The organism is Dryocola sharpae, from assembly GCF_051307055.1.
Taxonomy (GTDB): Bacteria; Pseudomonadota; Gammaproteobacteria; order Enterobacterales; family Enterobacteriaceae; genus Dryocola.
The window spans coordinates 4,162,124-4,187,460 of sequence record NZ_CP149994.1; the positions used below are offsets into that span (position 1 = coordinate 4,162,124).

19 protein-coding genes, 2 tRNA genes and 3 rRNA genes are annotated in these 25,337 nt (G+C 54.1%); 4 read left to right on the plus strand and 20 right to left on the minus strand.

The window, feature by feature from the left end; translation table 11 throughout:
- Positions 1–120 precede the first annotated feature (120 nt).
- Complete coding sequence (coaA, locus tag WLO31_RS19855; RefSeq protein ID WP_435928232.1) at positions 121–1,071, plus strand: type I pantothenate kinase; 951 nt, start codon at positions 121–123, stop codon at positions 1,069–1,071.
- Between the two features lie 30 nt (positions 1,072–1,101).
- On the opposite strand, the gene birA is transcribed toward coaA, so the two are convergent.
- The 11 genes from birA to pepQ all read right to left on the minus strand — a co-directional run bounded on the left by birA (position 1,102) and on the right by pepQ (position 12,814).
- Positions 1,102–2,064 (minus strand): bifunctional biotin--[acetyl-CoA-carboxylase] ligase/biotin operon repressor BirA, encoded by a 963-nt coding sequence (gene birA / locus WLO31_RS19860; RefSeq protein ID WP_435928233.1) that lies wholly within the window; start codon positions 2,062–2,064, stop codon positions 1,102–1,104.
- The gene (gene murB / locus WLO31_RS19865; protein WP_435928234.1) at positions 2,061–3,089 is read right to left on the minus strand and encodes a UDP-N-acetylmuramate dehydrogenase; all 1,029 of its coding nucleotides are present in this window, start codon (positions 3,087–3,089) and stop codon (positions 2,061–2,063) included. Before murB ends, birA begins: the two co-directional genes overlap by 4 nt.
- Before the next feature lie 135 nt (positions 3,090–3,224).
- A 5S ribosomal RNA gene (gene rrf / locus WLO31_RS19870) occupies positions 3,225–3,340 on the minus strand.
- Between the two features lie 106 nt (positions 3,341–3,446).
- Positions 3,447–6,354: ribosomal RNA gene (locus tag WLO31_RS19875) — 23S ribosomal RNA — on the minus strand.
- 204 nt (positions 6,355–6,558) lie between these two features.
- A tRNA-Ala gene (locus tag WLO31_RS19880) sits at positions 6,559–6,634 on the minus strand.
- Between the two features lie 115 nt (positions 6,635–6,749).
- Positions 6,750–6,826 (minus strand) — tRNA-Ile (locus WLO31_RS19885).
- Positions 6,827–6,894: 68 nt separating this feature from the next.
- A 16S ribosomal RNA gene (locus tag WLO31_RS19890) occupies positions 6,895–8,437 on the minus strand.
- Together the 16S, 23S and 5S rRNA genes with 2 tRNA genes alongside form the textbook arrangement of a ribosomal RNA operon.
- A 392-nt stretch (positions 8,438–8,829) precedes the next feature.
- Positions 8,830–9,363 (minus strand): menaquinone-dependent protoporphyrinogen IX dehydrogenase, encoded by a 534-nt coding sequence (gene hemG, locus WLO31_RS19895; protein ID WP_435928235.1) that lies wholly within the window; start codon positions 9,361–9,363, stop codon positions 8,830–8,832.
- Between the two features lie 12 nt (positions 9,364–9,375).
- Positions 9,376–10,827: a Trk system potassium transporter TrkH gene (gene trkH / locus WLO31_RS19900; RefSeq protein WP_435928236.1), complete on the minus strand. Its 1,452-nt coding sequence runs from the start codon at positions 10,825–10,827 to the stop codon at positions 9,376–9,378.
- Positions 10,828–10,868: 41 nt separating this feature from the next.
- On the minus strand, positions 10,869–11,483 hold the full coding sequence (locus WLO31_RS19905; protein ID WP_435928237.1) for an IMPACT family protein: 615 nt from the start codon (positions 11,481–11,483) through the stop codon (positions 10,869–10,871).
- Positions 11,483–12,814 carry a Xaa-Pro dipeptidase gene (gene pepQ / locus WLO31_RS19910; protein ID WP_435928238.1) on the minus strand — a complete coding sequence of 444 codons (1,332 nt, stop codon included), beginning with the start codon at positions 12,812–12,814 and terminating at the stop codon, positions 11,483–11,485. Before pepQ ends, WLO31_RS19905 begins: the two co-directional genes overlap by 1 nt.
- Before the next feature lie 190 nt (positions 12,815–13,004).
- Here pepQ and fadB point away from each other — a divergent pair, with 190 nt between their 5' ends.
- The gene (gene fadB, locus WLO31_RS19915; RefSeq protein ID WP_435928239.1) at positions 13,005–15,194 is read left to right on the plus strand and encodes a fatty acid oxidation complex subunit alpha FadB; all 2,190 of its coding nucleotides are present in this window, start codon (positions 13,005–13,007) and stop codon (positions 15,192–15,194) included.
- A 9-nt stretch (positions 15,195–15,203) separates the two neighbouring features.
- Positions 15,204–16,367, plus strand: coding sequence for an acetyl-CoA C-acyltransferase FadA (gene fadA, locus WLO31_RS19920; RefSeq protein WP_435928240.1), 1,164 nt, complete (start codon positions 15,204–15,206; stop codon positions 16,365–16,367).
- A 237-nt stretch (positions 16,368–16,604) separates the two neighbouring features.
- Here fadA and fre read toward each other — a convergent pair whose 3' ends face one another.
- Positions 16,605–17,306, minus strand: coding sequence for an NAD(P)H-flavin reductase (gene fre / locus WLO31_RS19925; protein ID WP_435928241.1), 702 nt, complete (start codon positions 17,304–17,306; stop codon positions 16,605–16,607).
- Positions 17,307–17,353: 47 nt separating this feature from the next.
- Positions 17,354–18,847 (minus strand): 4-hydroxy-3-polyprenylbenzoate decarboxylase, encoded by a 1,494-nt coding sequence (gene ubiD, locus WLO31_RS19930; protein WP_435930676.1) that lies wholly within the window; start codon positions 18,845–18,847, stop codon positions 17,354–17,356.
- Positions 18,848–19,025: 178 nt separating this feature from the next.
- Here ubiD and rfaH point away from each other — a divergent pair, with 178 nt between their 5' ends.
- On the plus strand, positions 19,026–19,514 hold the full coding sequence (gene rfaH / locus WLO31_RS19935; RefSeq protein ID WP_435928242.1) for a transcription/translation regulatory transformer protein RfaH: 489 nt from the start codon (positions 19,026–19,028) through the stop codon (positions 19,512–19,514).
- A gap of 52 nt (positions 19,515–19,566) precedes the next feature.
- Here the strand turns inward: rfaH and hemB are convergent, their stop codons facing one another.
- From hemB to ubiJ, 7 genes are all read right to left on the minus strand, one after another.
- Positions 19,567–20,589, minus strand: a complete 1,023-nt coding sequence (gene hemB, locus WLO31_RS19940) for a porphobilinogen synthase (RefSeq protein WP_435928243.1) — start codon at positions 20,587–20,589, stop codon at positions 19,567–19,569.
- Positions 20,590–20,604: 15 nt separating this feature from the next.
- Positions 20,605–21,396 (minus strand): 3'-5' ssDNA/RNA exonuclease TatD, encoded by a 792-nt coding sequence (gene tatD / locus WLO31_RS19945; RefSeq protein ID WP_435930677.1) that lies wholly within the window; start codon positions 21,394–21,396, stop codon positions 20,605–20,607.
- A 30-nt stretch (positions 21,397–21,426) separates the two neighbouring features.
- Positions 21,427–22,200, minus strand: coding sequence for a Sec-independent protein translocase subunit TatC (gene tatC, locus WLO31_RS19950; RefSeq protein WP_435928245.1), 774 nt, complete (start codon positions 22,198–22,200; stop codon positions 21,427–21,429).
- Positions 22,201–22,202: 2 nt separating this feature from the next.
- Complete coding sequence (gene tatB / locus WLO31_RS19955) at positions 22,203–22,745, minus strand: Sec-independent protein translocase protein TatB (RefSeq protein WP_435928246.1); 543 nt, start codon at positions 22,743–22,745, stop codon at positions 22,203–22,205.
- Positions 22,746–22,748: 3 nt separating this feature from the next.
- Positions 22,749–23,009: a Sec-independent protein translocase subunit TatA gene (gene tatA / locus WLO31_RS19960; protein WP_435928247.1), complete on the minus strand. Its 261-nt coding sequence runs from the start codon at positions 23,007–23,009 to the stop codon at positions 22,749–22,751.
- Between the two features lie 77 nt (positions 23,010–23,086).
- Positions 23,087–24,727: a ubiquinone biosynthesis regulatory protein kinase UbiB gene (gene ubiB, locus WLO31_RS19965; protein ID WP_435928248.1), complete on the minus strand. Its 1,641-nt coding sequence runs from the start codon at positions 24,725–24,727 to the stop codon at positions 23,087–23,089.
- Positions 24,724–25,329 carry a ubiquinone biosynthesis protein UbiJ gene (ubiJ, locus tag WLO31_RS19970; RefSeq protein WP_435928249.1) on the minus strand — a complete coding sequence of 202 codons (606 nt, stop codon included), beginning with the start codon at positions 25,327–25,329 and terminating at the stop codon, positions 24,724–24,726. Before ubiJ ends, ubiB begins: the two co-directional genes overlap by 4 nt.
- Positions 25,330–25,337: the final 8 nt, after the last annotated feature.

Below are 25,337 nucleotides of genomic sequence, written 5' to 3' on the forward strand. Positions count from 1 at the left end.
CTCCTGCCCATTGTTGAAAAGTAAAATACGTTGCGCGCCTTTGATTATCTGAGGTTGGTGTCTTTCCTTAGTCCGCGTTTAACGTTCATTTTGTCCTGAATTACAGGCAGAAGCATGCTTATGAGTAATAAAGAGCAAATATTGACGACCCCTTATATGCAGTTCAACCGCAGCCAATGGGCAGCCTTGCGTAATTCAGTGCCGATGACGTTGAGCGAAGGGGAAGTCGCGCGTTTGAAGGGTATTAACGAAGATCTCTCCCTTGAAGAGGTGGCAGAAATTTATCTGCCCCTTTCTCGTCTGCTGAACTTCTATATCAGTTCAAATTTGCGTCGTCAGGCCGTTCTTGAGCAATTTCTCGGCACTAACGGACAGCGCATCCCTTACATTATTAGTATTGCGGGCAGCGTTGCCGTAGGGAAAAGCACAACCGCACGCGTACTGCAGGCGTTGCTGAGCCGCTGGCCCGAACATCGCCGGGTAGAATTAATTACAACCGATGGTTTTCTTCATCCGAATAAAGTGCTCAAAGAGCGTAACCTGATGAAGAAAAAAGGGTTCCCGCAATCCTATGATATGCATCGTCTGGTGAAGTTTGTTTCCGACCTGAAGTCGGGGGCAACTAACATCACCGCGCCTGTCTATTCCCATCTTATATATGATGTGATCCCTGACGGTGACAAAACCGTGACCCAGCCAGATATTTTAATTCTTGAAGGATTAAATGTTTTACAAAGCGGCATGGATTATCCACACGATCCGCATCATGTCTTCGTTTCAGATTTTGTCGACTTTTCTATTTACGTTGACGCCCCGGAAGATTTGCTCCAGGACTGGTATATCACCCGTTTCCTGAAGTTTCGGGAAGGGGCATTTACCGATCCCGATTCTTATTTCCATAACTATGCGAAGCTGTCGGAAGACGAAGCGGTGAATGTCGCCACGCAGCTCTGGAAAGAAATTAACTGGATGAATCTTAAAGAAAATATTCTTCCTACGCGCGAACGTGCCAGCCTGATTATGACGAAAAGCGCAAACCACGCGGTGGAAAGCGTCCGCTTACGCAAATAATAAAAAGGGGGAGATGCTCCCCCTTCCATTCTAATTCACGCCACGAAGCGATATTTCTCCGCCAACCCAGGGTTTGACTACGCCATCCTGCTCTAATAGTAATGCGCCCTGTTCGTTTATTCCTCTGGAAATACCATATATCTCACGATCGCCAATAATCAGTTTAACCTGACGGTTAGCGTAATTATCAAGAACCTTCCAGCGAGAGAGGAATGGCGTAAGGCTTTCATTCTCAAATAAAGTTAATGCCGAGCGTAATTCCTTAATCAAAGCGATCGCCAGCGCATTGCGATCGATTTTAATTCCGGCTTCCTGAAGGTTGATCCACCCCTGGTTAATGACGTCCGCTGCGACATTACGCATAGCGAGGTTAATGCCCGCCCCAATGACTATCTGCGCCGCATCACCCGTTTTCCCCGTCAGTTCAACAAGTATACCCGCCAGCTTACGGTCGTTGAGATAGAGATCGTTAGGCCATTTCACCCTGACGCCATCGGCGCCCAGACCGCGAAGCACTTCGGCCATCACGATACCTATTACCAGACTCAACCCGACCGCTGCGGCAGGCCCTTGTTCCAGCCGCCAGTACATGGAAAGGTAAAGGTTTGCACCGAATGGAGAGAACCATTGCCGGCCGCGTCGGCCACGTCCTGCCTGCTGATATTCCGCAATGCAGGCATCCCCGGGCTGAAGGCTGTTAAGCCGCTCGAGCATATACTGATTCGTGGAGTCGATAACGGGTAATACCGCAACCGTTCCCTGCTTTATTTGCGATTTAATCAGGGACTCGTCAAGAAGCTGTATAGGATCGGGCAAACTATATCCTTTCCCCGGCACGGTAAATACATCGACTCCCCAGTCACGCAGCGTCTGGATATGTTTATTTATAGCCGCGCGACTCATGCCAAGCTTTTCGCCCAGCTGCTCGCCAGAGTGAAATTCCCCGTCTGCCAGAATGGCGATCAGGGTAAGGGGGATTTTGTTATCTTTCATGCAATGGTCTCCACGGCACTGACTTCACCCTTCACGCCCATAAAGCGAACCTCTGGCTCCAGCCACACGTTAAATTTTTCACCAACGCGCTGACGAATATAATGCGCCAGTTTGACGATATCCTGACTGGTGGCGTTCGCTGTATTTATTAACACTAACGCCTGCTGACGATGAACTGCAGCACCGCCGATCTGGTAACCCTTTAGTTCGCACCGATCGATAAGCCATCCTGCGGCCAGTTTTATAGATCCATCAGCCTGAGGATAATGCGGCATGTCAGTGAATTCGGATAATAATCCGGCAGCCTGTTCAGCAGTAATTACGGGATTCTTAAAGAAACTGCCGGCATTACCGTTTACGCGGGGATCCGGAAGCTTTGTCATGCGCATATGGCATACTGCGTCAAAAACTTCCTGCGGTGTGACGGTGGCTGGATCAAAGCGAGTTAAATCGCCGTAAGTCAGCACAGGCTGCCATAGTTTAGGAATACGCAGGCCAACGGCGGTAATCGCATAGTCGTTCTGATAATCATGTTTGAAAATGCTGTCGCGATAGCCAAACTGACATTCTTTATTATCAAGGCGATGCGTTTCGCCGCTACGCATATCAATGCACTCGACGTAAGCGCAAACTTTTTTCAATTCAACGCCATAGGCACCGATATTTTGAATGGGGGAAGATCCGACACAGCCAGGAATCAACGCCAGATTCTCTAGCCCCGGCATGTTTTGTTGTAAAGTGTATTCAACAAGATGATGCCAGTTTTCACCTGCACCAATGTGCAAATGCCACGCGTCATCCTTTTCTGTTACCTCGATTCCGCCAATACGATTAACAATCACCGTTCCGATAAAATCATCAAGAAAGAGAATGTTACTTCCCTCGCCCAGAATCAAAACCGGCTTTTGTAATGATACGGCTTCGTTCCAGGCTTCATTGAGCTGTTGCACGGTCTGCGCAATGACAATACGCGAAGCATTGGCCTGAATACCAAAAGTATTGAAGGGCTTAAGGGAGGTGCTCATGTCGATATCTTTCCTGAGTTTAAACCCGGTTAGTTTACCTTATCTGACTGAGCTTGGCTTGTATGGCGGGTATGCCGTAAACCGCAGACGACAAAAAGCCCCGTGCTTTCGCACGGGGCTTTCTGCTGATTCGGAGCCTGGCAGTTCCCTACTCTCGCATGGGGAGACCCCACACTACCATCGGCGCTACGGCGTTTCACTTCTGAGTTCGGCATGGGGTCAGGTGGGACCACCGCGCTGTTGCCGCCAGGCATATTCTGTACCGCTGACCGTCACCTTAAACACGTGACCACCGGCGTCAATCCTGAACATCGCTGAAAATTAAATCGTCTCTCACCAAAACACCTTCGGTGTTGTAAGGTTAAGCCTCACGGATCATTAGTACTGGTTAGCTCAATGCATCGCTGCACTTACACACCCAGCCTATCAACGTCGTCGTCTTCAACGTTCCTTCAGGACCCTTGAAGGGTCAGGGAGAATTCATCTCGGGGCAAGTTTCGCGCTTAGATGCTTTCAGCGCTTATCTCTTCCGCATTTAGCTACCGGGCAGTGCCATTGGCATGACAACCCGAACACCAGTGATGCGTCCACTCCGGTCCTCTCGTACTAGGAGCAGCCCCCCTCAATTCTCCAGCGCCCACGGCAGATAGGGACCGAACTGTCTCACGACGTTCTAAACCCAGCTCGCGTACCACTTTAAATGGCGAACAGCCATACCCTTGGGACCTACTTCAGCCCCAGGATGTGATGAGCCGACATCGAGGTGCCAAACACCGCCGTCGATATGAACTCTTGGGCGGTATCAGCCTGTTATCCCCGGAGTACCTTTTATCCGTTGAGCGATGGCCCTTCCATGCAGAACCACCGGATCACTAAGACCTGCTTTCGCACCTGCTCGAGCCGTCACTCTCGCAGTCAAGCCAGCTTATGCCTTTGCACTAACCTCACGATGTCCGACCGTGATTAGCTGACCTTCGTGCTCCTCCGTTACGCTTTAGGAGGAGACCGCCCCAGTCAAACTACCCACCAGACACTGTCCGCAACCCGGGTAACGGGTCCACGTTAGAACACCAGCCATTAAAGGGTGGTATTTCAAGGATGGCTCCACGCAGACTGGCGTCCGCGCTTCAAAGCCTCCCACCTATCCTGCACATCAAGGACCAGTGTTCAGTGTCAAGCTGTAGTAAAGGTTCACGGGGTCTTTCCGTCTTGCCGCGGGTACACTGCATCTTCACAGCGATTTCAATTTCACTGAGTCTCGGGTGGAGACAGCCTGGCCATCATTACGCCATTCGTGCAGGTCGGAACTTACCCGACAAGGAATTTCGCTACCTTAGGACCGTTATAGTTACGGCCGCCGTTTACCGGGGCTTCGATCAGGAGCTTCAGCTTGCGCTTAACCCCATCAATTAACCTTCCGGCACCGGGCAGGCGTCACACCGTATACGTCCACTTTCGTGTTTGCACAGTGCTGTGTTTTTAATAAACAGTTGCAGCCAGCTGGTATCTTCGACTGGCTTCAGCTCCACGGGTAAACCGCTTCACCTACGCGCCAGCGTGCCTTCTCCCGAAGTTACGGCACCATTTTGCCTAGTTCCTTCACCCGAGTTCTCTCAAGCGCCTTGGTATTCTCTACCTGACCACCTGTGTCGGTTTGGGGTACGATTCTGTGTCACCTGGAGCTTAGAGGCTTTTCCTGGAAGTGTGGCATTTGTCACTTCAGCACCGTGGTGCCTCGTCATCACGCCTCAGTGTTAAAGAAGACCGGATTTGCCTGGTCCTCACACCTTCACGCTTAAACCGGGACAACCGTCGCCCGGCCAACATAGCCTTCTCCGTCCCCCCTTCGCAGTGACACCGAGTACAGGAATATTAACCTGTTTCCCATCGACTACGCCTTTCGGCCTCGCCTTAGGGGTCGACTCACCCTGCCCCGATTAACGTTGGACAGGAACCCTTGGTCTTCCGGCGAGCGGGCTTTTCACCCGCTTTATCGTTACTTATGTCAGCATTCGCACTTCTGATACCTCCAGCAGCCCTCACAGGCCACCTTCAACGGCTTACAGAACGCTCCCCTACCCAACAACGCCTGAGCGTCGCTGCCGCAGCTTCGGTGCATGGTTTAGCCCCGTTACATCTTCCGCGCAGGCCGACTCGACCAGTGAGCTATTACGCTTTCTTTAAATGATGGCTGCTTCTAAGCCAACATCCTGGCTGTCTGTGCCTTCCCACATCGTTTCCCACTTAACCATGACTTTGGGACCTTAGCTGGCGGTCTGGGTTGTTTCCCTCTTCACGACGGACGTTAGCACCCGCCGTGTGTCTCCCGTGATAACATTCTCCGGTATTCGCAGTTTGCATCGGGTTGGTAAGCCGGGATGGCCCCCTAGCCGAAACAGTGCTCTACCCCCGGAGATGAATTCACGAGGCGCTACCTAAATAGCTTTCGGGGAGAACCAGCTATCTCCCGGTTTGATTGGCCTTTCACCCCCAGCCACAGGTCATCCGCTAATTTTTCAACATTAGTCGGTTCGGTCCTCCAGTTAGTGTTACCCAACCTTCAACCTGCCCATGGCTAGATCACCGGGTTTCGGGTCTATACCCTGCAACTTAACGCCCAGTTAAGACTCGGTTTCCCTGCGGCTCCCCTATACGGTTAACCTTGCTACAGAATATAAGTCGCTGACCCATTATACAAAAGGTACGCAGTCACCCCATAAAAGAGGCTCCCACTGCTTGTACGTACACGGTTTCAGGTTCTGTTTCACTCCCCTCGCCGGGGTTCTTTTCGCCTTTCCCTCACGGTACTGGTTCACTATCGGTCAGTCAGGAGTATTTAGCCTTGGAGGATGGTCCCCCCATATTCAGACAGGATACCACGTGTCCCGCCCTACTCGTCGAACTCACAGCAAGTGTGTCTTTGTGTACGGGAGTATCACCCTGTACCCTGCGCCTTTCCAGACGCTTCCACTGACACACAGACTGATGCTGGTTCTGGGCTGTTCCCCGTTCGCTCGCCGCTACTGGGGGAATCTCGGTTGATTTCTTTTCCTCGGGGTACTTAGATGTTTCAGTTCCCCCGGTTCGCTTCGTTAAGCTATGTATTCACTTAACGATAGTGCAACGGATTGCACTGGGTTTCCCCATTCGGAAATCGCCGGGTATAACGGTTCATATCACCTTACCGGCGCTTATCGCAGATTAGCACGTCCTTCATCGCCTCTGACTGCCAGGGCATCCACCGTGTACGCTTGGTCGCTTAACCTCACAACCCGAAGGTGTCTCGTGAGACACGCCCGTCTGTTGTGAAAAGTTGAGAGACGCGGACACACCGCTTATCTGTTCCTGTTACGGGGAACAGACACAGTGTGTCCTTTCAATTTTCAGCTTGTTCCGGATTTTTAAAGAGCAAATATCTCAAACGTGATTCCTGAGAATCAGTTTTGAGATATGACCGAGCATTAAATGATGGTGGAGCTAAGCGGGATCGAACCGCTGACCTCCTGCGTGCAAGGCAGGCGCTCTCCCAGCTGAGCTATAGCCCCATCGATTTCGTAAAACCTTATTGATTCACCATCAGTTCGTTGCCAGACAAGGCGCAGCGCCATGAAGCATACTTAAGTATGTGAGTGGCGCTGTAACGCAGGATAGCGACGAATCTGGTAGGCCTGAGTGGACTTGAACCACCGACCTCACCCTTATCAGGGGTGCGCTCTAACCACCTGAGCTACAAGCCTATAAGGTTTTACTGCTCGTTTTCTATCAGACAATCTGTGTGGACACTGCGCGGAACGTATCTTTCAGGTAAGGAGGTGATCCAACCGCAGGTTCCCCTACGGTTACCTTGTTACGACTTCACCCCAGTCATGAATCACAAAGTGGTAAGCGCCCTCCCGGAGGTTAAGCTACCTACTTCTTTTGCAACCCACTCCCATGGTGTGACGGGCGGTGTGTACAAGGCCCGGGAACGTATTCACCGTGGCATTCTGATCCACGATTACTAGCGATTCCGACTTCACGGAGTCGAGTTGCAGACTCCGATCCGGACTACGACGCACTTTATGAGGTCCGCTTGCTCTCGCGAGGTCGCTTCTCTTTGTATGCGCCATTGTAGCACGTGTGTAGCCCTACTCGTAAGGGCCATGATGACTTGACGTCATCCCCACCTTCCTCCAGTTTATCACTGGCAGTCTCCTTTGAGTTCCCGACATTACTCGCTGGCAACAAAGGATAAGGGTTGCGCTCGTTGCGGGACTTAACCCAACATTTCACAACACGAGCTGACGACAGCCATGCAGCACCTGTCTCAGAGTTCCCGAAGGCACCAAAGCATCTCTGCTAAGTTCTCTGGATGTCAAGAGTAGGTAAGGTTCTTCGCGTTGCATCGAATTAAACCACATGCTCCACCGCTTGTGCGGGCCCCCGTCAATTCATTTGAGTTTTAACCTTGCGGCCGTACTCCCCAGGCGGTCGACTTAACGCGTTAGCTCCGGAAGCCACGCCTCAAGGGCACAACCTCCAAGTCGACATCGTTTACGGCGTGGACTACCAGGGTATCTAATCCTGTTTGCTCCCCACGCTTTCGCACCTGAGCGTCAGTCTTTGTCCAGGGGGCCGCCTTCGCCACCGGTATTCCTCCAGATCTCTACGCATTTCACCGCTACACCTGGAATTCTACCCCCCTCTACAAGACTCTAGCCTGCCAGTTTCGGATGCAGTTCCCGGGTTGAGCCCGGGGATTTCACATCCGACTTGACAGACCGCCTGCGTGCGCTTTACGCCCAGTAATTCCGATTAACGCTTGCACCCTCCGTATTACCGCGGCTGCTGGCACGGAGTTAGCCGGTGCTTCTTCTGCGGGTAACGTCAATCGGCGCGGTTATTAACCGCACCGCCTTCCTCCCCGCTGAAAGTACTTTACAACCCGAAGGCCTTCTTCATACACGCGGCATGGCTGCATCAGGCTTGCGCCCATTGTGCAATATTCCCCACTGCTGCCTCCCGTAGGAGTCTGGACCGTGTCTCAGTTCCAGTGTGGCTGGTCATCCTCTCAGACCAGCTAGGGATCGTCGCTTTGGTGAGCCGTTACCTCACCAACTGGCTAATCCCATCTGGGCACATCTGATGGCAAGAGGCCCGAAGGTCCCCCTCTTTGGTCTTGCGACGTTATGCGGTATTAGCCACCGTTTCCAGTGGTTATCCCCCGCCATCAGGCAGTTTCCCAGACATTACTCACCCGTCCGCCGCTCGCCGGCAAAGTAGCAAGCTACTTTCCGCTGCCGCCCGACTTGCATGTGTTAGGCCTGCCGCCAGCGTTCAATCTGAGCCATGATCAAACTCTTCAATTAAAAGCTTGATGTGCTTCAACCAGTGAAGCGGTGCTCAAAGATTACATTCACATAATTCATAATGAATTACTGTCTGGTCACTTTAAGGCTTGATATTTTTTTGCATCCGGAGATGCTGAGATATCAATCCTGCGAGTGCCCACACAGATTGTCTGATAAATTGTTAAAGAGCGGTGCCACAATCTTCGGTGGCGCGGGCTGTGCATATTACGCTTCCCCGCTACGTAGTCAAGCATTTATTTCTTGCTTCACTCCGACTGACGGGCCGGTTTGTAAGCCGTTGTGCCGTGTCAGTGGAGGCGCAGTATAGGGATTTTTCGGAGGCTGACAAGCGTTTATTGCAAATAAATTACCAACCGCGCTATTTTTCAACAAAGCGTCTATTTTGGAGGCTATCTGGCGGATAATTGCGCTATTTCCTGGGCAAAACGCGCTACCTGCTGCCAGTCGGTATAGACGACTTCTTTACGGGTATCGGTTTCGCCGCCGGTCATTTTCATAATTAAACGAATCATTGCGCGATCCAGCCAGCCATAACGCGGATAACGCAGCGCCCCGGCGAAGACCGCGCAGCGATCCGGCGTCCACGGCGACTTCAGCAGAAACTTGCGTGTATAGGAGTTTGTCTGCGGCGAACGCTTTTCCGCTTTGCGGGCGACCAGGTTTACGGAAAAGAATGCGCTGGGAATGGAACTCAATGCCTGCTGATGCTTTTTCACAAACGCGTCAACCGATGCATGGAAGTGGCCATAACGTATAGAGGCGCCAATAACCACGCGGTCGTAACTGCTCCATCCTATATCGCCGTTACGATGCAGGTTAACCACATCGCTTTCCACGCCCAGCTCTTTTAACTCGGATGCTATATAAGAAGCTATTTCGCGGGTCTGACCATCGCGGGTCGAAAACAGAATCAAAGTCTTCACTACGGGCTCCGGTTACTCTCGCCAGAAGGTTGGCGTGAAAAGGACTAATAAGGTAAATACTTCAAGGCGGCCAAAAAGCATGTTGCTGATAAGGATCCACTTCGCCACCGGATTCATGCTGGCAAAGTTATCCGCTACCACGCCCAGCCCCGGCCCCAGGTTATTAAGCGTAGCCGCCACCGAAGCAAAAGCGGAGAAGTCATCTACGCCCGTCGCGATAATCGCCAGCATGCTCAAAATGAACACCAGCGCATACGCGGAGAAGAATCCCCACACCGCTTCCAGAATGCGTTCCGGCAGCGCACGGTTGCCCAGCTTAATGCTGTATACCGCATTCGGGTGAACCAGACGCTTCAGCTCACGGTTCCCCTGTTTAAACAGCAGGAGGATACGGATGACTTTCAGACCGCCGCCGGTAGAGCCAGCGCAACCGCCAATAAACGCCGAACAGAGCAATAATACCGGCAAAAACAGGGGCCATCGGGCGATACTGTCGGTGGTGAACCCGGCAGTTGTCGCCATGGACACAACCTGGAAGAACGCCTGGTTTAGCGTTTGCAGCGCCGACTGGTAAGTGTTGTGCATCCACAGCACCAGAGTACAGACGATTACCAACGTCAGCTGCACGCCAATGAACATACGGAATTCCGGGTCACGCCAGTACACTTTTAAATTACGCCCGCTGAGTAAAGAGAAATGCAGGCCGTAGTTACAGCCTGAAATCAGCAGGAAAATAGCCATGATGCTGTTAATCGTAGGGTTGTTGAAATACCCCACGCTGGCGTCGTGGGTTGAGAACCCACCGATGGAGATAGTGGCAAAGCTGTGTCCTATCGCGTCGAACGCCGGCATGCCGGCAAACCACAGCGCCGCCGCACAGGCGATGGTAAGCAATACATAGATAAGCCAAAGCGTTTTCGCGGTGTCCGCTATGCGCGGCCGCATTTTGTTATCTTTTAGCGGCCCCGGCATTTCGGCCCGGTATAGCTGCATCCCCCCTACGCCCAGGATAGGCAGAATCGCCACGGCCAGGACGATGATCCCCATCCCGCCGAACCATTGCAGCATTTGCCGGTAGAACAAGATGGCATGAGGAAGCGTATCCAGCCCTATAAGCGTAGTCGCGCCGGTGGTAGTCAAACCTGAGAAGGATTCAAAAAAAGCGTCGGTAACGGTCAGGTTAGGACGTTCAGAGAAGATAAACGGCAACGCCCCCACGCTTCCCAATACTGTCCAGAACAGCACGACTATCAGAAAACCTTCGCGCGGCTTGAGCTCGCTTTTTTTATGACGGTTTGGCCACCAGAGTAACGACCCAATCACCAACGCGACAAAAAAAGTCTGTGTGAAGGCGCGGCCAGCACCATCGCGGTAAATTAAGGCAACCAGCCCGGGAATGATCATGGTCCCGGAGAACAGGATAACCAGCAGACCAACGATTCGGGTTATGGCACGAAAATGCATTTCAGCCGCTTCCTTAAATATCAAAAATTGCGAGGAGGGAATTATTCGTCAATCGGCAATAAATGCAATGAACCCCGGCTAAAATCCGCCAGCCGAAGCGAAAATTCAGCCAGCCGCGTCTGTGGCAGGGCCACTTTGAGCAACACCGATGCCTGAAATTCACTTTGCACGATCAGCCCGTCAAACTGTTTGAGTAGCGCTTCAATACCCGCAAGCTGAGCGTAATCACACCGCAAAGTATATTCGGTTAATGGCACTTTAAGCACTGCAGGCAGCTGGTTTAGCGCAAGCTGAACGCCGCCGCCGTAAGCTTTAACCAGACCGCCCGTGCCCAGCTTAATTCCGCCGTAGTAGCGCACCACTACGGCGGTAATTTCACCGATGCCGCTCCCCATAAGCTGCGCGAGCATTGGCTTGCCGGCCGTCCCGGCTGGCTCTCCGTCATCAGAAAAGCCAAGCTGTTGCGAATCATTGGGCGCACCTGCTACCCACGCCCAGCAATGGTGCCGGGCATCAGGATGTTGCGCACGCGCCTGCTCTACAAAAGCTTTTGCCGCCGCTATCCCATCAGTATGGGCTACCTGGGTAATAAAGCGGCTTTTCTTGATTTCCTCGCTGACGGTAAGCGTTTCAGCAGGAATGAGCCAGCTATCCATTACGCCAGTTTCAGATCGCGCGTCATATTTTCAATAGTGCTTTCGTGAATAACGACGTTGTCTTCGATGCGTATTCCACCGAACGGCTTCATCGCTTCGATGCGCTGCCAGTCAAAATGCTTGCCGTACTGCCCTTCACGCCATGGTGCAAGCAGGGATTCAATAAAGTAGATGCCTGGTTCAATGGTCAGCACCATGCGCGGCTCAAGCACTCGCGTGCAGCGCAGGTAAGGATACTGCGACGGCGCGGCGAGATGCGTGCCGGTATCATCCTGCATAAAGCCACCGACATCATGCACCTGCAGACCCAGCGGGTGGCCAATACCGTGCGGCATAAACGGACCGGTAATACCGGTTTCCACCATCGCCTCTTCGCTGATGTCGTTGATCAGCTGATGGCGACGCAGTAGCTTAGCAATACGCAGATGGAACTGGACGTGGTACTCGGTGTAGCGCACGCCCGCTTTCATGGTACCGATCAATGCCAGCTGCTCGGCGTTAACGTCTTTGATTAGCTGCGCATAATCGCTGTCGCCGTTGGCCGCCCAGGTTCGGGTCAGGTCTGCTGCGTAGCCGTTGTACTCAGCGCCTGCATCCAGCAGGAAGCTGCGCATTTCGGACGGAGCCTGGTGATCCAGTCGGGTGTAGTGCAATACGGCGGCATGCTCGTTCAGCGCAACAATATTGCTGTACGGCACGTCGATATCACGGTGGCCGGTTGCGGTCAGATACGCCTGATTAATGTCGAACTCGCTCATCCCGGACAGGAAAGCTTCGTGAGCGGCCTGATGGCCGACAACGGCGGTTTTCTGCGCCTGACGCATGCACGCCAGCTCATAATCCGTTTTATAAGCGCGATGATAATGCAGGTAGTCCATCACCCCTTTCGGGTTGATGTTCGCCGCCTGGAGCTCAAGCTGTAAAGCGCGCTCGGGCACCGGGCCGATATAGCCGATGTTGCCCCTTGCGGCAGGCAGCTGACTACCTATGCCGTCTGCTTTCGGCAGCGCAATCACTTCAATTTCGTCGGTCCAGAAGGATGCGGGCAGCGGCTCAACGTTATGCCAGTAATCCACCGGCAGGTAGAACCACAGCTTTGGTTTATTAACGCCATCTACCAGCAGCCAGCAGTTCGGAACCTGTGTTACCGGCACCCAGGCTTTAAACTGCGGGTTAACTTTGAACGGATAAGCATGATCGTCCAGGAAGACATTAAGCAGCTCCCCGGAGTGAATCAGCAGTGCATCGAGATTAAAACGCGCCAGAACGTTGCGGGTGCGCTCCTGCAAGGTTGCCACATGATCTTTATAAAGCGAGGCCAGTGAATCCATAGTTTACCCTTCTGTTTTTATGCCTGTTCGGCACGCATCTTAGCACACGGCCAACATGCCCGACTTATTTCTGGCGGCTGTGATCGTCTTTGCAAATATTTAATGACCTGTTTGCATTTCATTAACATCAATTCCACACTCCCTTCCATCTGGTACGACCAGATCCCATTGCTGGATTCAGGAGACTGACATGCTCTACCAAGGCGAAACCCTACATCTCGACTGGCTGGAAGATGGCATCGCCGAACTGGTGTTCGATGCGCCCGGTTCGGTCAACAAACTCGACACGGCGACCGTTGCCAGCCTCGGTCACGCGCTCGACGTGCTGGAAAAGCAGCCCGGCCTGAAAGGGCTGCTGCTCAGCTCAAACAAAGCGGCGTTTATCGTCGGGGCTGATATTACCGAATTCCTGTCATTGTTCCTCGTCCCTGCGGAGCAGCTGACTAACTGGTTACAGTTCGCCAACAGCGTCTTTAACCGCCTGGAGGATTTACCCGTTCCAACCATCGCCGCCGTAAATGGCTATGCGCTGGGCGGCGGATGCGAATGCGTGCTGGCAACCGATTATCGCCTGGCTTCGCCGGAGGCCCGCATTGGCCTGCCGGAAACCAAACTGGGCATCATGCCGGGCTTCGGCGGTTCTGTACGTCTGCCGCGCCTGCTCGGTGCGGATAGCGCGCTGGAAATTATTACCGCCGGTAAAGATGTGAGCGCAGCAGAGGCGCAAAAAATCGGCCTGGTCGACGGCGTGGTAAAAACCGAAAAGCTGCGTGAAGGCGCGCTGGCGGTGCTGCGTCAGGCCATCAGGGGCGATCTGGACTGGAAAGCGAAGCGTGCGCCAAAACTTGCGCCGCTGCGCTTAAGCAAAATCGAAGCGACCATGAGCTTTACCATCGCCAAAGGCATGGTGATGCAGATCGCGGGCAAACACTACCCTGCTCCGATGACGGCGGTAAAAACCATCGAGGCCGCGGCAGGGCTTGGTCGTGACGAAGCATTACAGCTTGAAACCCAAAGTTTTGTGCCGCTGGCGCGATCCAATGAGGCCCGGGCGCTGGTCGGGATTTTCCTGAACGACCAGTATGTTAAAGCCCAGGCGAAAAAACTGACCAAAAATACCGAAACCCCGCGCCAGGCTGCCGTGCTCGGCGCCGGGATCATGGGCGGCGGCATTGCTTACCAGTCCGCCTGGAAAGGCGTACCGGTATTAATGAAGGATATAAACGAGAAGTCGCTGGCGTTAGGCATTTCTGAGGCCAGCAAACTGCTCAACAAGCAGCTTGAGCGCGGCAAAATCGACGGCATGAAGCTGGCCGGCGTGATTGCCACTATCCATCCAACCCTTGATTACGCCGGCTTCGAACGCGTTGACGTTGTCGTTGAGGCCGTTGTCGAAAACCCGAAAGTGAAAAAAGCCGTGCTGGCGGAAGTGGAAGATAAAGTACGTGAGGACGCGGTGCTGGCGTCAAACACCTCGACCATTCCAATCAGCGAACTGGCAAACAGCCTGAAGCGTCCGGAAAACTTCTGCGGCATGCACTTCTTCAACCCGGTGCACCGCATGCCGCTGGTGGAAGTGATTCGCGGCGAGAAAACTTCTGAGCAGACCATCGCAAAAGTTGTCGCATGGGCAAGCAAGATGGGCAAAACGCCGATCGTGGTAAACGACTGCCCTGGATTCTTCGTAAACCGCGTTCTGTTCCCGTACTTCGCGGGCTTCAGCCAGCTAATGCGCGACGGCGCGGATTTCCGCCAGATCGATAAAGTGATGGAGAAACAGTTTGGCTGGCCGATGGGCCCGGCATATCTGCTGGACGTGGTGGGCATTGATACCGCGCACCACGCTCAGGCGGTGATGGCGGCCGGTTTCCCGCAGCGCATGCGGAAGGATTATCGCGATGCCGTAGACGCGATGTTCGACGCGGGCCGCTATGGTCAGAAAACTCAGCAGGGCTTCTATCGCTATAAAGAAGACAGCAAGGGCAAGCCGCGCAAAGAGCAGGATGAATCTACCGACACGCTGCTGGCCGATGTCAGCAAAGCACGCCAGAACTTCAGCGACGAAGAGATTATCGCCCGCATGATGATCCCGATGGTCAACGAAGTGGTGCGCTGCCTGGAAGAAGGCGTTATTGCCAGCCCAGCAGAAGCGGATATGGCTCTGGTTTACGGCCTGGGGTTCCCACCGTTCCACGGCGGCGCTTTCCGCTGGTTAGACACCATTGGCAGCGCGAAATATCTCGATATGGCTCAGCGGTACGAGCATCTCGGCCCGCTCTATCAGGTGCCGGATGGCCTGCGTGCAAAAGCGTCCCGTAACGAACCTTACTATCCACCGGTTGAGCCTGCGCGCCCGGCCGGCGATCTGAAAAGCGCCTGAGGAGTGATTATGGAAAAGGTTGTAATTGTCGATGCCATCCGCACCCCGATGGGCCGCTCTAAAGGCGGCGCGTTTCGCAACGTGCGTGCGGAGGATCTTTCTGCTCACCTGATGCGCAGCATTCTGTCCCGTAATCCAGCGCTGGAAGCAGCCGCGCTGGACGATATCTACTGGGGCTGCGTACAGCAAACGCTGGAGCAGGGCTTTAATATTGCCCGTAATGCCTCGTTGCTGGCTGAAATCCCGCACTCTGTACCTGCAGTTACGGTGAACCGTTTATGCGGTTCTTCCATGCAGGCATTGCACGACGCGGCCCGCATGATCCAAACCGGCGATGCGCATGCCTGCCTGATCGGCGGCGTGGAACATATGGGTCACGTGCCAATGAGCCACGGCGTCGACTTCCATCCCGGCCTGAGCCGCAACGTAGCCAAAGCTGCCGGTATGATGGGTCTGACCGCCGAAATGCTGGCGCGCATGCACGGCATCAGCCGTGAAATGCAGGATCGGTTTGCCGCGCGTTCGCATCAGCGCGCGTGGGCTGCAACCGAAGCCGGGCATTTCAAAAACGAAATCGTCGCCACCAGCGGCCACGATGCCGACGGCGTGCTTAAGCGCTTTGATTACGACGAGGTCATCCGTCCGGAAACCACCGTCGAAGGTCTCGCTTCGCTGAAACCGGCGTTCGATCCGGTTAACGGAACGGTCACCGCAGGCACCTCTTCGGCGCTCTCTGACGGGGCCGCAGCCATGTTGCTGATGAGCGAATCACGCGCTAAAGAGCTGGGCCTGACAATCCGTGCCCGCATTCGCTCAATGGCGGTGGTTGGCTGCGATCCGTCGATTATGGGTTACGGCCCGGTTCCGGCTTCGAAAATGGCGCTGAAGAAAGCGGGCCTGACGCCTGCCGATATCGACCTGTTTGAAATGAACGAAGCTTTTGCCGCGCAGATCCTGCCGTGCATTAAGGATCTGGGGCTGATGGAGCAGATCGACGAGAAGATTAACCTGAACGGCGGGGCCATCGCGCTGGGCCACCCGCTAGGCTGCTCCGGCGCTCGCATCAGCACCACGCTGCTCAACCTGATGGAACGCCGCGATGCGCAGTTCGGCCTCGCCACTATGTGCATCGGACTGGGTCAGGGGATCGCCACCGTTATAGAACGCGTTTAACGGCAGGAAGGTTCACAGATTTGTAGGGTGGATAAGCGTAAGCGCCCTCCACCTTCTACAGGTTCCGGCGGGTAGCATGTCGCTTACCCGCCCTACGAAACTTCAGGCAGAAGAAAAGCTATTTCGCAGAGTTTAGTTGCCGTTTTTCCCGCCTGTCAGGGGCGGGCTTTTTATTTCCTGTCCCGCAGAAAGGCAAAACCACCGACGATGCGGTGGCTTATGTTCAGGGTTTCGCCATCAAATAAACGCGAAAGCATCGCCAAACATACGATCGACGTTTGCGCCACGTTCATTGCAGAACAGGTCGCGTGCGATCTTCGCCATTTCAAAGCGCCCGGCGATGTAAATATCATGCCCGGCGAGCGAACCGTAATCCTGCAACACCGCGGTTAACACGGTGCCGTTGCGCCCGCGCCAGCCTTCTTCCGGCTGTTCGACTACCGCTTCCACCCGCAGATTCTCATGCTTCACCGAAAGCGCTTCCAGCTCGGGCAAATCGTAGAGATGCTTCTCTTCGCGGCCGCCCCAGTAAATAGCAATTTCACGCTGCGGATTACGTGCCAGCGCCGTCAACAGAATCGAGCGCGCGTACGAGAACCCCGTGCCGCCCGCAATCAGAATCAGCGGACGATCTTCATCTTCGCGCAGCCAAGCGTCGCCGTGCGGAATATCCACAACGATTTCTTTTTCCTTCAGAATACGGTCCATTACGGCCATCGCGTACAGATTGAGTTCTGAGGCACCGATGTGCAGCTCAATAAACTCATGCTCGCTCGGCGTGGATGCCATGGAGAACGGGCGCTTATCACGCTCATCCATCACCACCATCAGATACTGTCCGGCCTGAAAAGAGAAATCTGTTTCCGGCAGCAATCGAACGCGATATACCGTATCCGTTATCGCTTCTACCGAGGTCACTTTACAGCTTAAGGTTGTCATGCGTCCCCTCTGTCGGGTCAATAATGCTAAACGGTAAAAATCGCCCCTCAGGCCTCTTTACCCTTATCGAAAATAGCCAGCTCATCCCAGATTGCGTCTATACGCGCGCAGACTTCCGCATCTTTTTTGATAGGACGCCCCCACTCGCGCTGGGTTTCGCCTGGCCATTTATTGGTGGCATCCAGTCCCATTTTTGAACCAAGGCCGGAAACCGGCGAGGCAAAATCCAGGTAATCGATCGGCGTGTTCTCTACCAGTACGGTATCACGCGCCGGATCCATACGCGTAGTGATGGCCCAGATAACATCGTTCCAGTCACGCGCGTTGACGTCGTCATCGCACACGATGACAAACTTGGTATACATAAACTGCCGCAGGAATGACCAGACGCCCATCATCACGCGTTTGGCGTGTCCGGCGTACTGCTTCTTAATGGTCACGACCGCAAGGCGATACGAACACCCTTCCGGCGGCAGATAAAAATCGACGATTTCCGGGAACTGCTTTTGCAGAATCGGCACGAAGACTTCATTTAGGGCCACACCCAGCACCGCTGGCTCATCCGGTGGACGGCCGGTATAGGTGCTGTGATAAATCGCATCTTCACGCTGGGTAATATGGGTCACGGTAAAGACCGGGAAATCATCTACTTCATTGTAGTATCCCGTATGGTCGCCATAGGGCCCTTCCGGCGCCATTTCACCCGGTTCGATATAACCTTCCAGCACGATTTCCGCGCTGGCAGGCACTTCGAGATCGTTAGAAATACATTTCACGACCTCCGTTTTGGTCCCGCGCAGCAGACCGGCGAAAGCATACTCGGAAAGCGTATCCGGCACGGGAGTAACGGCGCCGAGAATGGTTGCCGGGTCGGCACCCAGCGCCACAGAAACCGGGAAGCGTTCGCCCGGATGCGCAGCGCACCACTCCTGGAAATCCAGCGCGCCGCCGCGGTGCGACAGCCAGCGCATGATGAGTTTATTCTTGCCGATGAGCTGCTGACGATAGATGCCAAGATTCTGCCGTTCCTTATGCGGGCCGCGGGTGACGGTCAGGCCCCAGGTGATCAGCGGGGCGGCGTCTTCCGGCCAGCACTGCATAATGGGAATACGGTTTAAATCAACCTGCTCGCCTTCCAGGATTTTTTCCTGGCAAGGCGCACCGCGCAGCCTTTTGGTCGGCATATTCAATACCTGTTTAAACTGCGGGAGTTTATCGAACAGGTCGCGGAACCCTTTTGGCGGCTCAGGTTCTTTCAGAAAGGCCAGTAACTTACCCACTTCACGCAGGGCGGACACATCTTCCTGCCCCATTCCCATCGCAACTCGCTTCGGCGTGCCAAACAGGTTGCACAGCACCGGCATGCTGTAACCCTTTGGGTTTTCGAACAGCAGCGCCGGGCCATTAGCCCGCAGGGTACGATCGGCAATTTCAGTCATTTCCAGATGCGGATCGACAGGCAAAGCGATACGTTTTAGCTCGCCGCGCTGCTCAAGCAGCGTCATAAAGTCGCGTAGGTCGTGGTATTTCATGCAATTAATCCAGGCCCGGAGAATAGCGGTCATTATACGGACTTCATCCACACCATGCTGTATTTTTGTTAAAAACTGGTAATAGCTCTGCCGGTTATCGGATGACGATTGGTTATACTTGTGCTGGCTATCTCTGGGTTCGACCTTTTGTTATTCTTGCGCGCTCAATGAGGTGAGATGAGAAATTATGGAATCCTGGTATCTTCTGTACTGCAAACGAGGTCAGCTGCTGCGGGCGCAAGAACATCTTGAGCGCCAGGCGGTAAACTGTCTCACCCCGATGATCACGCTGGAAAAAATGGTGCGTGGCAAGCGAACTGCAGTCAGTGAACCTCTGTTCCCGAACTATATGTTCGTGAAGTTCGATCCGGAAAGTATCCACACCACCACGGTCAACTCCACCCGCGGCGTAAGTCATTTTGTCCGCTTTGGTTCACAGCCTGCCAACGTGCCGGATGATGTCATCGATCGGCTAGCCAACTACCATCCGGAAAATGTCACCGATCCGGAAACGCCTTATCCAGGCGATAGCGTAGTGATTACCGAAGGAGCGTTCGAAGGGCTGGAAGCGATATTCAGCGAGCCGGACGGAGAGGCGCGCTCGATGCTTTTGCTTAATCTGCTGAATAAACAGGTAAGACAGAGCGTAAAGAATACGGACTTCAGAAAGGTGTAAAGCTAAAGAAGGGCCAGCGATTGCTGGCCTTAGGTTGCTGACAAATTTGCCGCTAGCGCTGCATCTGTTCGTCGTGCAGCCACTGGGCGACACGCTTAGAGAAATACGTCAGCACGCCGTCGGCGCCGGCACGCTTAAAGCACAGCAAAGATTCCATAATGGCCGGTTTTTCTGCCAGCCAGCCGTTCTGAATTGCCGCCATATGCATCGCGTACTCGCCAGAAACCTGGTAGGCAAAAGTCGGTACGCCAAAGGTTTCCTTCACGCGATGAATCACATCCAGATACGGCATACCTGGTTTCACCATCACCATATCCGCCCCTTCCTGAAGATCCTGCGCGACTTCCTGTAGTGCTTCATCACCGTTAGCAGGATCCATCTGATAGGTTTTTTTGTTGCCGCCTTTCAGATTGCCGGATGAGCCGATCGCGTCGCGGAACGGGCCGTAATAGCAGGAGGCGTATTTCGCCGCGTAAGACATAATCTGCGTATTCACCAGACCATCGGCTTCGAGCTGGTCGCGGATAGCGCCGATGCGGCCGTCCATCATATCACTTGGCGCGATGATTTCTGCCCCTGCTTCCGCATGGGAAAGCGCCTGACGCACCAGAATCTCACGGGTGACGTCATTGATAACGTAGCCTTCCTCGTCAATGACGCCGTCCTGACCGTGGGTGGTGTACGGATCGAGCGCAACGTCAGTCAGTAAACCTAACTCTGGTACCGCATCTTTCAGGGCACGCACGGTGCGCTGTACCAGCCCGTTCGGGTTATAAGCCTCTTCGGCATGGAGCGATTTGCCCGCGCTTTCAATCACCGGGAATAAAGAGAGAACGGGAACGCCCAGTTTTGCAACGGCCTCGGCTTCTTTCAGCAACAGGTCGATAGTCATGCGATAAACACCCGGCATCGACGCCACCTCTTCCTGGCGATTCTGACCTTCCATAACAAACACTGGATAAATCAGGTCGTTAACCGTTAGCTGGTTTTCTGCCACCAGGCGGCGACTGAAATCGTGGCGACGGACACGGCGCATACGACGGCCGGGAAAGGTTCCGGGAAATGCATAGCTCATTTATTTTCTCCTGATTTAGGCCAGCCGGAATAAACGGCGGGCATTGTCATCCGTTGCTTGCGCAAGCCAGGCGGGATCTTCTCCGCGCCAGTGGGCCACCTGATTGAGGATATGGGGCAAGTAACAGGGTTCGTTCCGCCGGGTCGCAGGTTTGGGTTTAAGATCCCGCGGTAACAAGTAGGGAGCATCGGTTTCCAGCAGCAGCTGCTGGGCAGGAATAAGCGGCAGCAGCTCGCGCAGCGCCAGGCCACGACGTTCGTCGCACACCCAGCCGGTAATACCAATAAACAGCCCGCGGGCAAGGCACTCGCGCGCTTCAGCTTGCGTACCGGTAAAACAGTGCAGTACCACGCCCGGTAGTTTATCCAGCCATGGGTCAAGCAGGGCGATAAAGCGCTCATGGGCTTCGCGACAGTGGAGAAACACCGGCATCACCAAATCGGCTGCCAGCGCCAGTTGAGCGCTAAAAGCGCGCTCCTGCTCGGCGGGCGTTGAAAAGTTGCGGTTGAAATCGAGGCCACATTCACCGATGGCGACCACTTCTGAAGCGCCGGCAAGCTGAATAATGGCTTCTGCGGTTGCCGCTTCCCACTGGCTTGCATCGTGAGGATGCACGCCTGCAGTAGACCAACAACCAGCGTATTTTTGCGCCATCGCGAGGGCTTGCTGGCTCTCGTGGAGGTTGGTTCCGGTAAGCAGCATGCCGCTAACGCCCGCCTGCTGCGCGCGCAACACCACCTCAGCGTGATCTTTGGCGAACTGCGAACTGGTTAAATTGACGCCGATATCAAACATATAACGTTCCAGACGACGACCGCCCTGACGGGCGGCCTGTAATCAAGTCTTACTTTCTGAGTGGTCATCTTCTTCAGCCTCTTCCATATCTCTGCGGCCTTTGCCGACATAGTAGCGGGAGAAGAACACGCCAACTTCAAACAGACAGTACATTGGAATAGCCAGCAGCGTTTGCGAGAAGATGTCCGGCGGCGTTAGCAGCATACCCACCACGAAGGCACCGACGAAGATATAGGGACGCTTCTTTTTTAACGCATCAGGGGTTGTCACCCCCATCCAGCACAGCAGGATGATGGCAACCGGCACCTCAAACGCGACCCCGAACGCCATAAACAACGTCATGACAAAGTCGAGATACTTGCTGATGTCGGTAGACATTACCACGCCCGTCGGCGCGGTTTTTGTCAGAAAACCAAATGCCAGCGGGAAAACGATAAAATAAGCAAAAGCGATACCGATATAGAACAGCAAAGAGCTGGATATCAGCAAAGGCGTAACCAGCTTGCGCTCGTGTTTATACAACGCCGGCGCGATAAACGCCCAGATCTGATAAAGAATGACGGGTGCCGACAGAAAGACCGAAACGTAAATCGTCAGCTTAATCGGCGTAAAGAAAGGCGACGCCACGTCGGTGGCTATCATCGTTGAGCCTGTCGGCATCTGTTTTATCAGCGGTGCCGATACGATCTGGTAAATGTCGTTAGCGAAATAAACCAGCGCCAGAAAAATCACCAGCACAGCGATAATGCTGTTTAACAGTCGCTTGCGCAGCTCAATCAGATGAGTGATGAGCGGTTGGGTATCTTCAACGGCCATGTTTACTTTTTATCACTTGAAGGTTGAGGAGGAGTCGGGGCGGAAACAGGCTCCGGTGCAGGTTTTACCTGAGGCCGGGAGATTGCGGCTGGAGGCTCGGCGGCCTGTATTACTTCCGTTTCCGGAACCTGGTCGGGCGCGCTCGCCTGATGAGCCGCCGCCGCAGGCGTAACGCCTTCGTGGCTGTCCTGCTCGTTTTTCACCAGCGGATTGTGGATGGTGTGCGCCTCATCGCTCTCCTTTTCAGCATCCTGCGTATAGGAACGCTTCATCGATTCCGCAGCCTGACGCAGCTCATCCATGGAGGCTTTCAGCTCCGGCGTCAGGTGATCTATGCTCGCCTTTTCAACCTTTTTCAGGCTGTCCTGCAGCTCCTGAATCTTTAGTTCCTGAGCCAGCTCATTTTGCACCGTCGCGGCCAGCGAACGCAGCGCACGGATCCAGCCAACAACCGTTTTGACGGCCACCGGCAGACGTTGCGGCCCCAGAACAACCAGGCCAATTACAAAGACCAGCAGCAGCTCGCTAAAACCAATATCGAACACGGTTTACACCTGCTCTTTATCGTTGCTCTTTGCGTCTTCTTTTTTCACGTCGCCTGGTTGCTTATCCGCCAGGTTTTTCGCGGTAAAGTCAGCGTCCTGAACAGACCGATCTTTTTCTTTAGGCTCATCATCGTTCATGGCTTTCTTGAAGCCTTTGATAGACGCGCCCAGATCGGAACCGATAGAACCCAGCTTTTTAGTACCAAACAGAAGAACGACGATGACGGCAATAATCACTAATTGCCAGATACTGATACCACCCATGTTATTGCCTCAAATCACTCGATGTATGTATAACGCCCGTTATTATACGGCACGCGCCTGTTAATGACGATGATATTTCAGGCAGAGCGCCGCCAGCCAATCAGCCAGACCACGATGCCTGCGGCCATCAACCAGGCGGGCATAAATTCCCACTCCGGTTTGTTTATCAGCAGTAAAGTCCCGCTTAAAATAAGCGTAGCCCCGATGCCGAACAGATAGCGTGACTGCCCCTGCCGCACATGGTGCTGGTGCAGGTCGCGTTGAATTTTATCAATGCTGTGCTGTAAATACTTGCCCTGGCGCAAACTGTCGTACACCAGTTCCGGAAGCTCCGGCATTTTTTCTACCCAGAACGGCGCTTTTTCTTTAAAAGAGCGAATCAGGGCAGGAATGCCAACCTGATCTTTGATCCAGTTTTCCAGGAAAGGCTTGGCGGTTTTCCATAAATCAAGCTGGGGATAAAGCTGTCTTCCAACGCCCTCGACGTATAAGAGCGTCTTCTGCAGTAAAACCAGCTGCGGCTGCACTTCCATATTAAAGCGACGCGCCGTATTAAAGAGGTTCAACAGCACGTGCCCAAAGGAGATATCCGCCAGCGGTTTTTCAAAAATCGGCTCGCAAACGGTACGAATAGCGAACTCAAACTCTTCGACATTGGTGTCCGGCGGAACCCAGCCTGAATCTACGTGCAGCTCGGCGACTTTACGATAATCCCGGTTAAAGAAGGCGATGAAGTTCTCAGCCAGATAGCGCTTATCCTCTTTATTCAGCGAGCCGACGATGCCGCAGTCGATACCGATATACTGAGGATCTTCCGGATGCTCGTAGCTGACAAATATATTGCCCGGGTGCATATCGGCATGGAAGAAACTGTCGCGGAAGACCTGAGTGAAGAAAACCTGCACCCCGCGTTCGGCCAGAAGCTTCATGTTGGTGCCCTGGCTTTCCAGCGTCGGGATATCCGAGACGGGAACCCCGTATATGCGCTCCATCACCATCATGTCTTCGCTACAGTAATCCGAATAGACCTCCGGGACGTAGAGCATCGGGCTGTTTTCGAAGTTGCGTCGTAGCTGGATGGCGTTCGCCGCTTCACGCAGCAAATTCAGCTCATCGATCAAAGATTTCTCATACTCGCGCACCACCTCCAGCGGACGCAGACGACGCCCATCCGGCAGCAGCCGGGGAAGCCAGCGCGCCAGCCGGTAAATCAGTTTCATGTCGGCTTTGATGACGGGCAAAATATCCGGGCGGATAACTTTAATCACCACTTCGCGGCCGTTTTCTTTCAGACGAGCGGTATGGACCTGCGCGATAGAAGCCGAGGCAAGCGGCTTGACGTCAAAATCGTCGAACCAGGTTTCAATGGGAATACCGCCCATCGCCTGTTCGATTTGTTTTTTGGCCAGTACGCCATCGAAGGGCGCTACGCGATCCTGCAACATCGCCAGCTGATCGGCTATCAGCGGCGGGAAGAGATCGCGACGCGTGGACATCATCTGACCAAACTTGATCCACACCGGCCCCAGTTCCTGCAGCGCGAGGCGTAAGCGTTCACCCAGTTCTCTGTCTTTATGGCGGTTTGGCATCCAGAATAGCGTGCGCCGCCAGATGCGTAGCGGCAGCGTGATCCGAAGCCGGGGAATAAGTTCATCCAGGCCATAACTGAGGAAGGTACGAACGATGAAATAGAGACGACGAATTTCTCCTGGCGTCATTTGCCCTCCAGCTTGTCCAGCCGCGCGCTTAAGGCATCAGCCGCGCGTTCAGCGGCCGCCGTTTCTTCGGCAAACCATGCCACTTCCAGCGGGCCCGGCGCCATACGCCACTCTTCGGTGATCGCTTCGGCGAGGTATTGCTGATTGCGTTCAAACCCTCTCCTGAGAAGCTTGCCGCCGCCGCGAATCATTTTGCTGAGGCCTTCCGCCGCGATATCACCGATATAAGGTGCCAGGAGCTCTGCCGGATCAAACTCGGCCAGATCCATCAGGGCAACCCAGTTTTGTACCACCTGCAGGTCGCCCTGCACTTCAAGTTCGCCGCTGCGGATAAGCGCCGTGAGCTGCTGCCTGTCGCGCAATTTTGGTAGTACAGCCAGACGCGTGATGACGCGGCAGTCCGCTTCGCCCTCCCACTCGCCCAGCACGTCAAGCTGCTGTTCGCTAAAGACCAGCACCAGGGGCGCGGAGAACTCTTTTAGCTCAACGCGCAATACTTTGCCCAGCAGGCGCTGGCGAGCAGCTTTCAGCCCGCGGTCACGCCACAAAAAAGTATTGAGGACGCTTTCGAGTCCGGCAGTCACTAGCGGTGTAAATGGCATCAGCAGCC

Bases quoted from the DNA above. Each gene is read 5' to 3' on its own strand.
- rfaH (WP_435928242.1), top strand. From the start codon at position 19,026: ATGGAATCCTGGTATCTTCTGTACTGCAAACGAGGTCAGCTGCTGCGG.
- trkH (WP_435928236.1), bottom strand. From the start codon at position 10,827: ATGCATTTTCGTGCCATAACCCGAATCGTTGGTCTGCTGGTTATCCTG.
- hemB (WP_435928243.1), bottom strand. From the start codon at position 20,589: ATGAGCTATGCATTTCCCGGAACCTTTCCCGGCCGTCGTATGCGCCGT.
- murB (WP_435928234.1), bottom strand. From the start codon at position 3,089: ATGAGCACCTCCCTTAAGCCCTTCAATACTTTTGGTATTCAGGCCAAT.
- fadB (WP_435928239.1), top strand. From the start codon at position 13,005: ATGCTCTACCAAGGCGAAACCCTACATCTCGACTGGCTGGAAGATGGC.
- pepQ (WP_435928238.1), bottom strand. From the start codon at position 12,814: ATGGATTCACTGGCCTCGCTTTATAAAGATCATGTGGCAACCTTGCAG.
- ubiJ (WP_435928249.1), bottom strand. From the start codon at position 25,329: ATGCCATTTACACCGCTAGTGACTGCCGGACTCGAAAGCGTCCTCAAT.
- birA (WP_435928233.1), bottom strand. From the start codon at position 2,064: ATGAAAGATAACAAAATCCCCCTTACCCTGATCGCCATTCTGGCAGAC.
- fre (WP_435928241.1), bottom strand. From the start codon at position 17,306: ATGACAACCTTAAGCTGTAAAGTGACCTCGGTAGAAGCGATAACGGAT.
- tatC (WP_435928245.1), bottom strand. From the start codon at position 22,200: ATGGCCGTTGAAGATACCCAACCGCTCATCACTCATCTGATTGAGCTG.
- WLO31_RS19905 (WP_435928237.1), bottom strand. From the start codon at position 11,483: ATGGATAGCTGGCTCATTCCTGCTGAAACGCTTACCGTCAGCGAGGAA.
- ubiB (WP_435928248.1), bottom strand. From the start codon at position 24,727: ATGACGCCAGGAGAAATTCGTCGTCTCTATTTCATCGTTCGTACCTTC.
- fadA (WP_435928240.1), top strand. From the start codon at position 15,204: ATGGAAAAGGTTGTAATTGTCGATGCCATCCGCACCCCGATGGGCCGC.
- tatA (WP_435928247.1), bottom strand. From the start codon at position 23,009: ATGGGTGGTATCAGTATCTGGCAATTAGTGATTATTGCCGTCATCGTC.
- coaA (WP_435928232.1), top strand. From the start codon at position 121: ATGAGTAATAAAGAGCAAATATTGACGACCCCTTATATGCAGTTCAAC.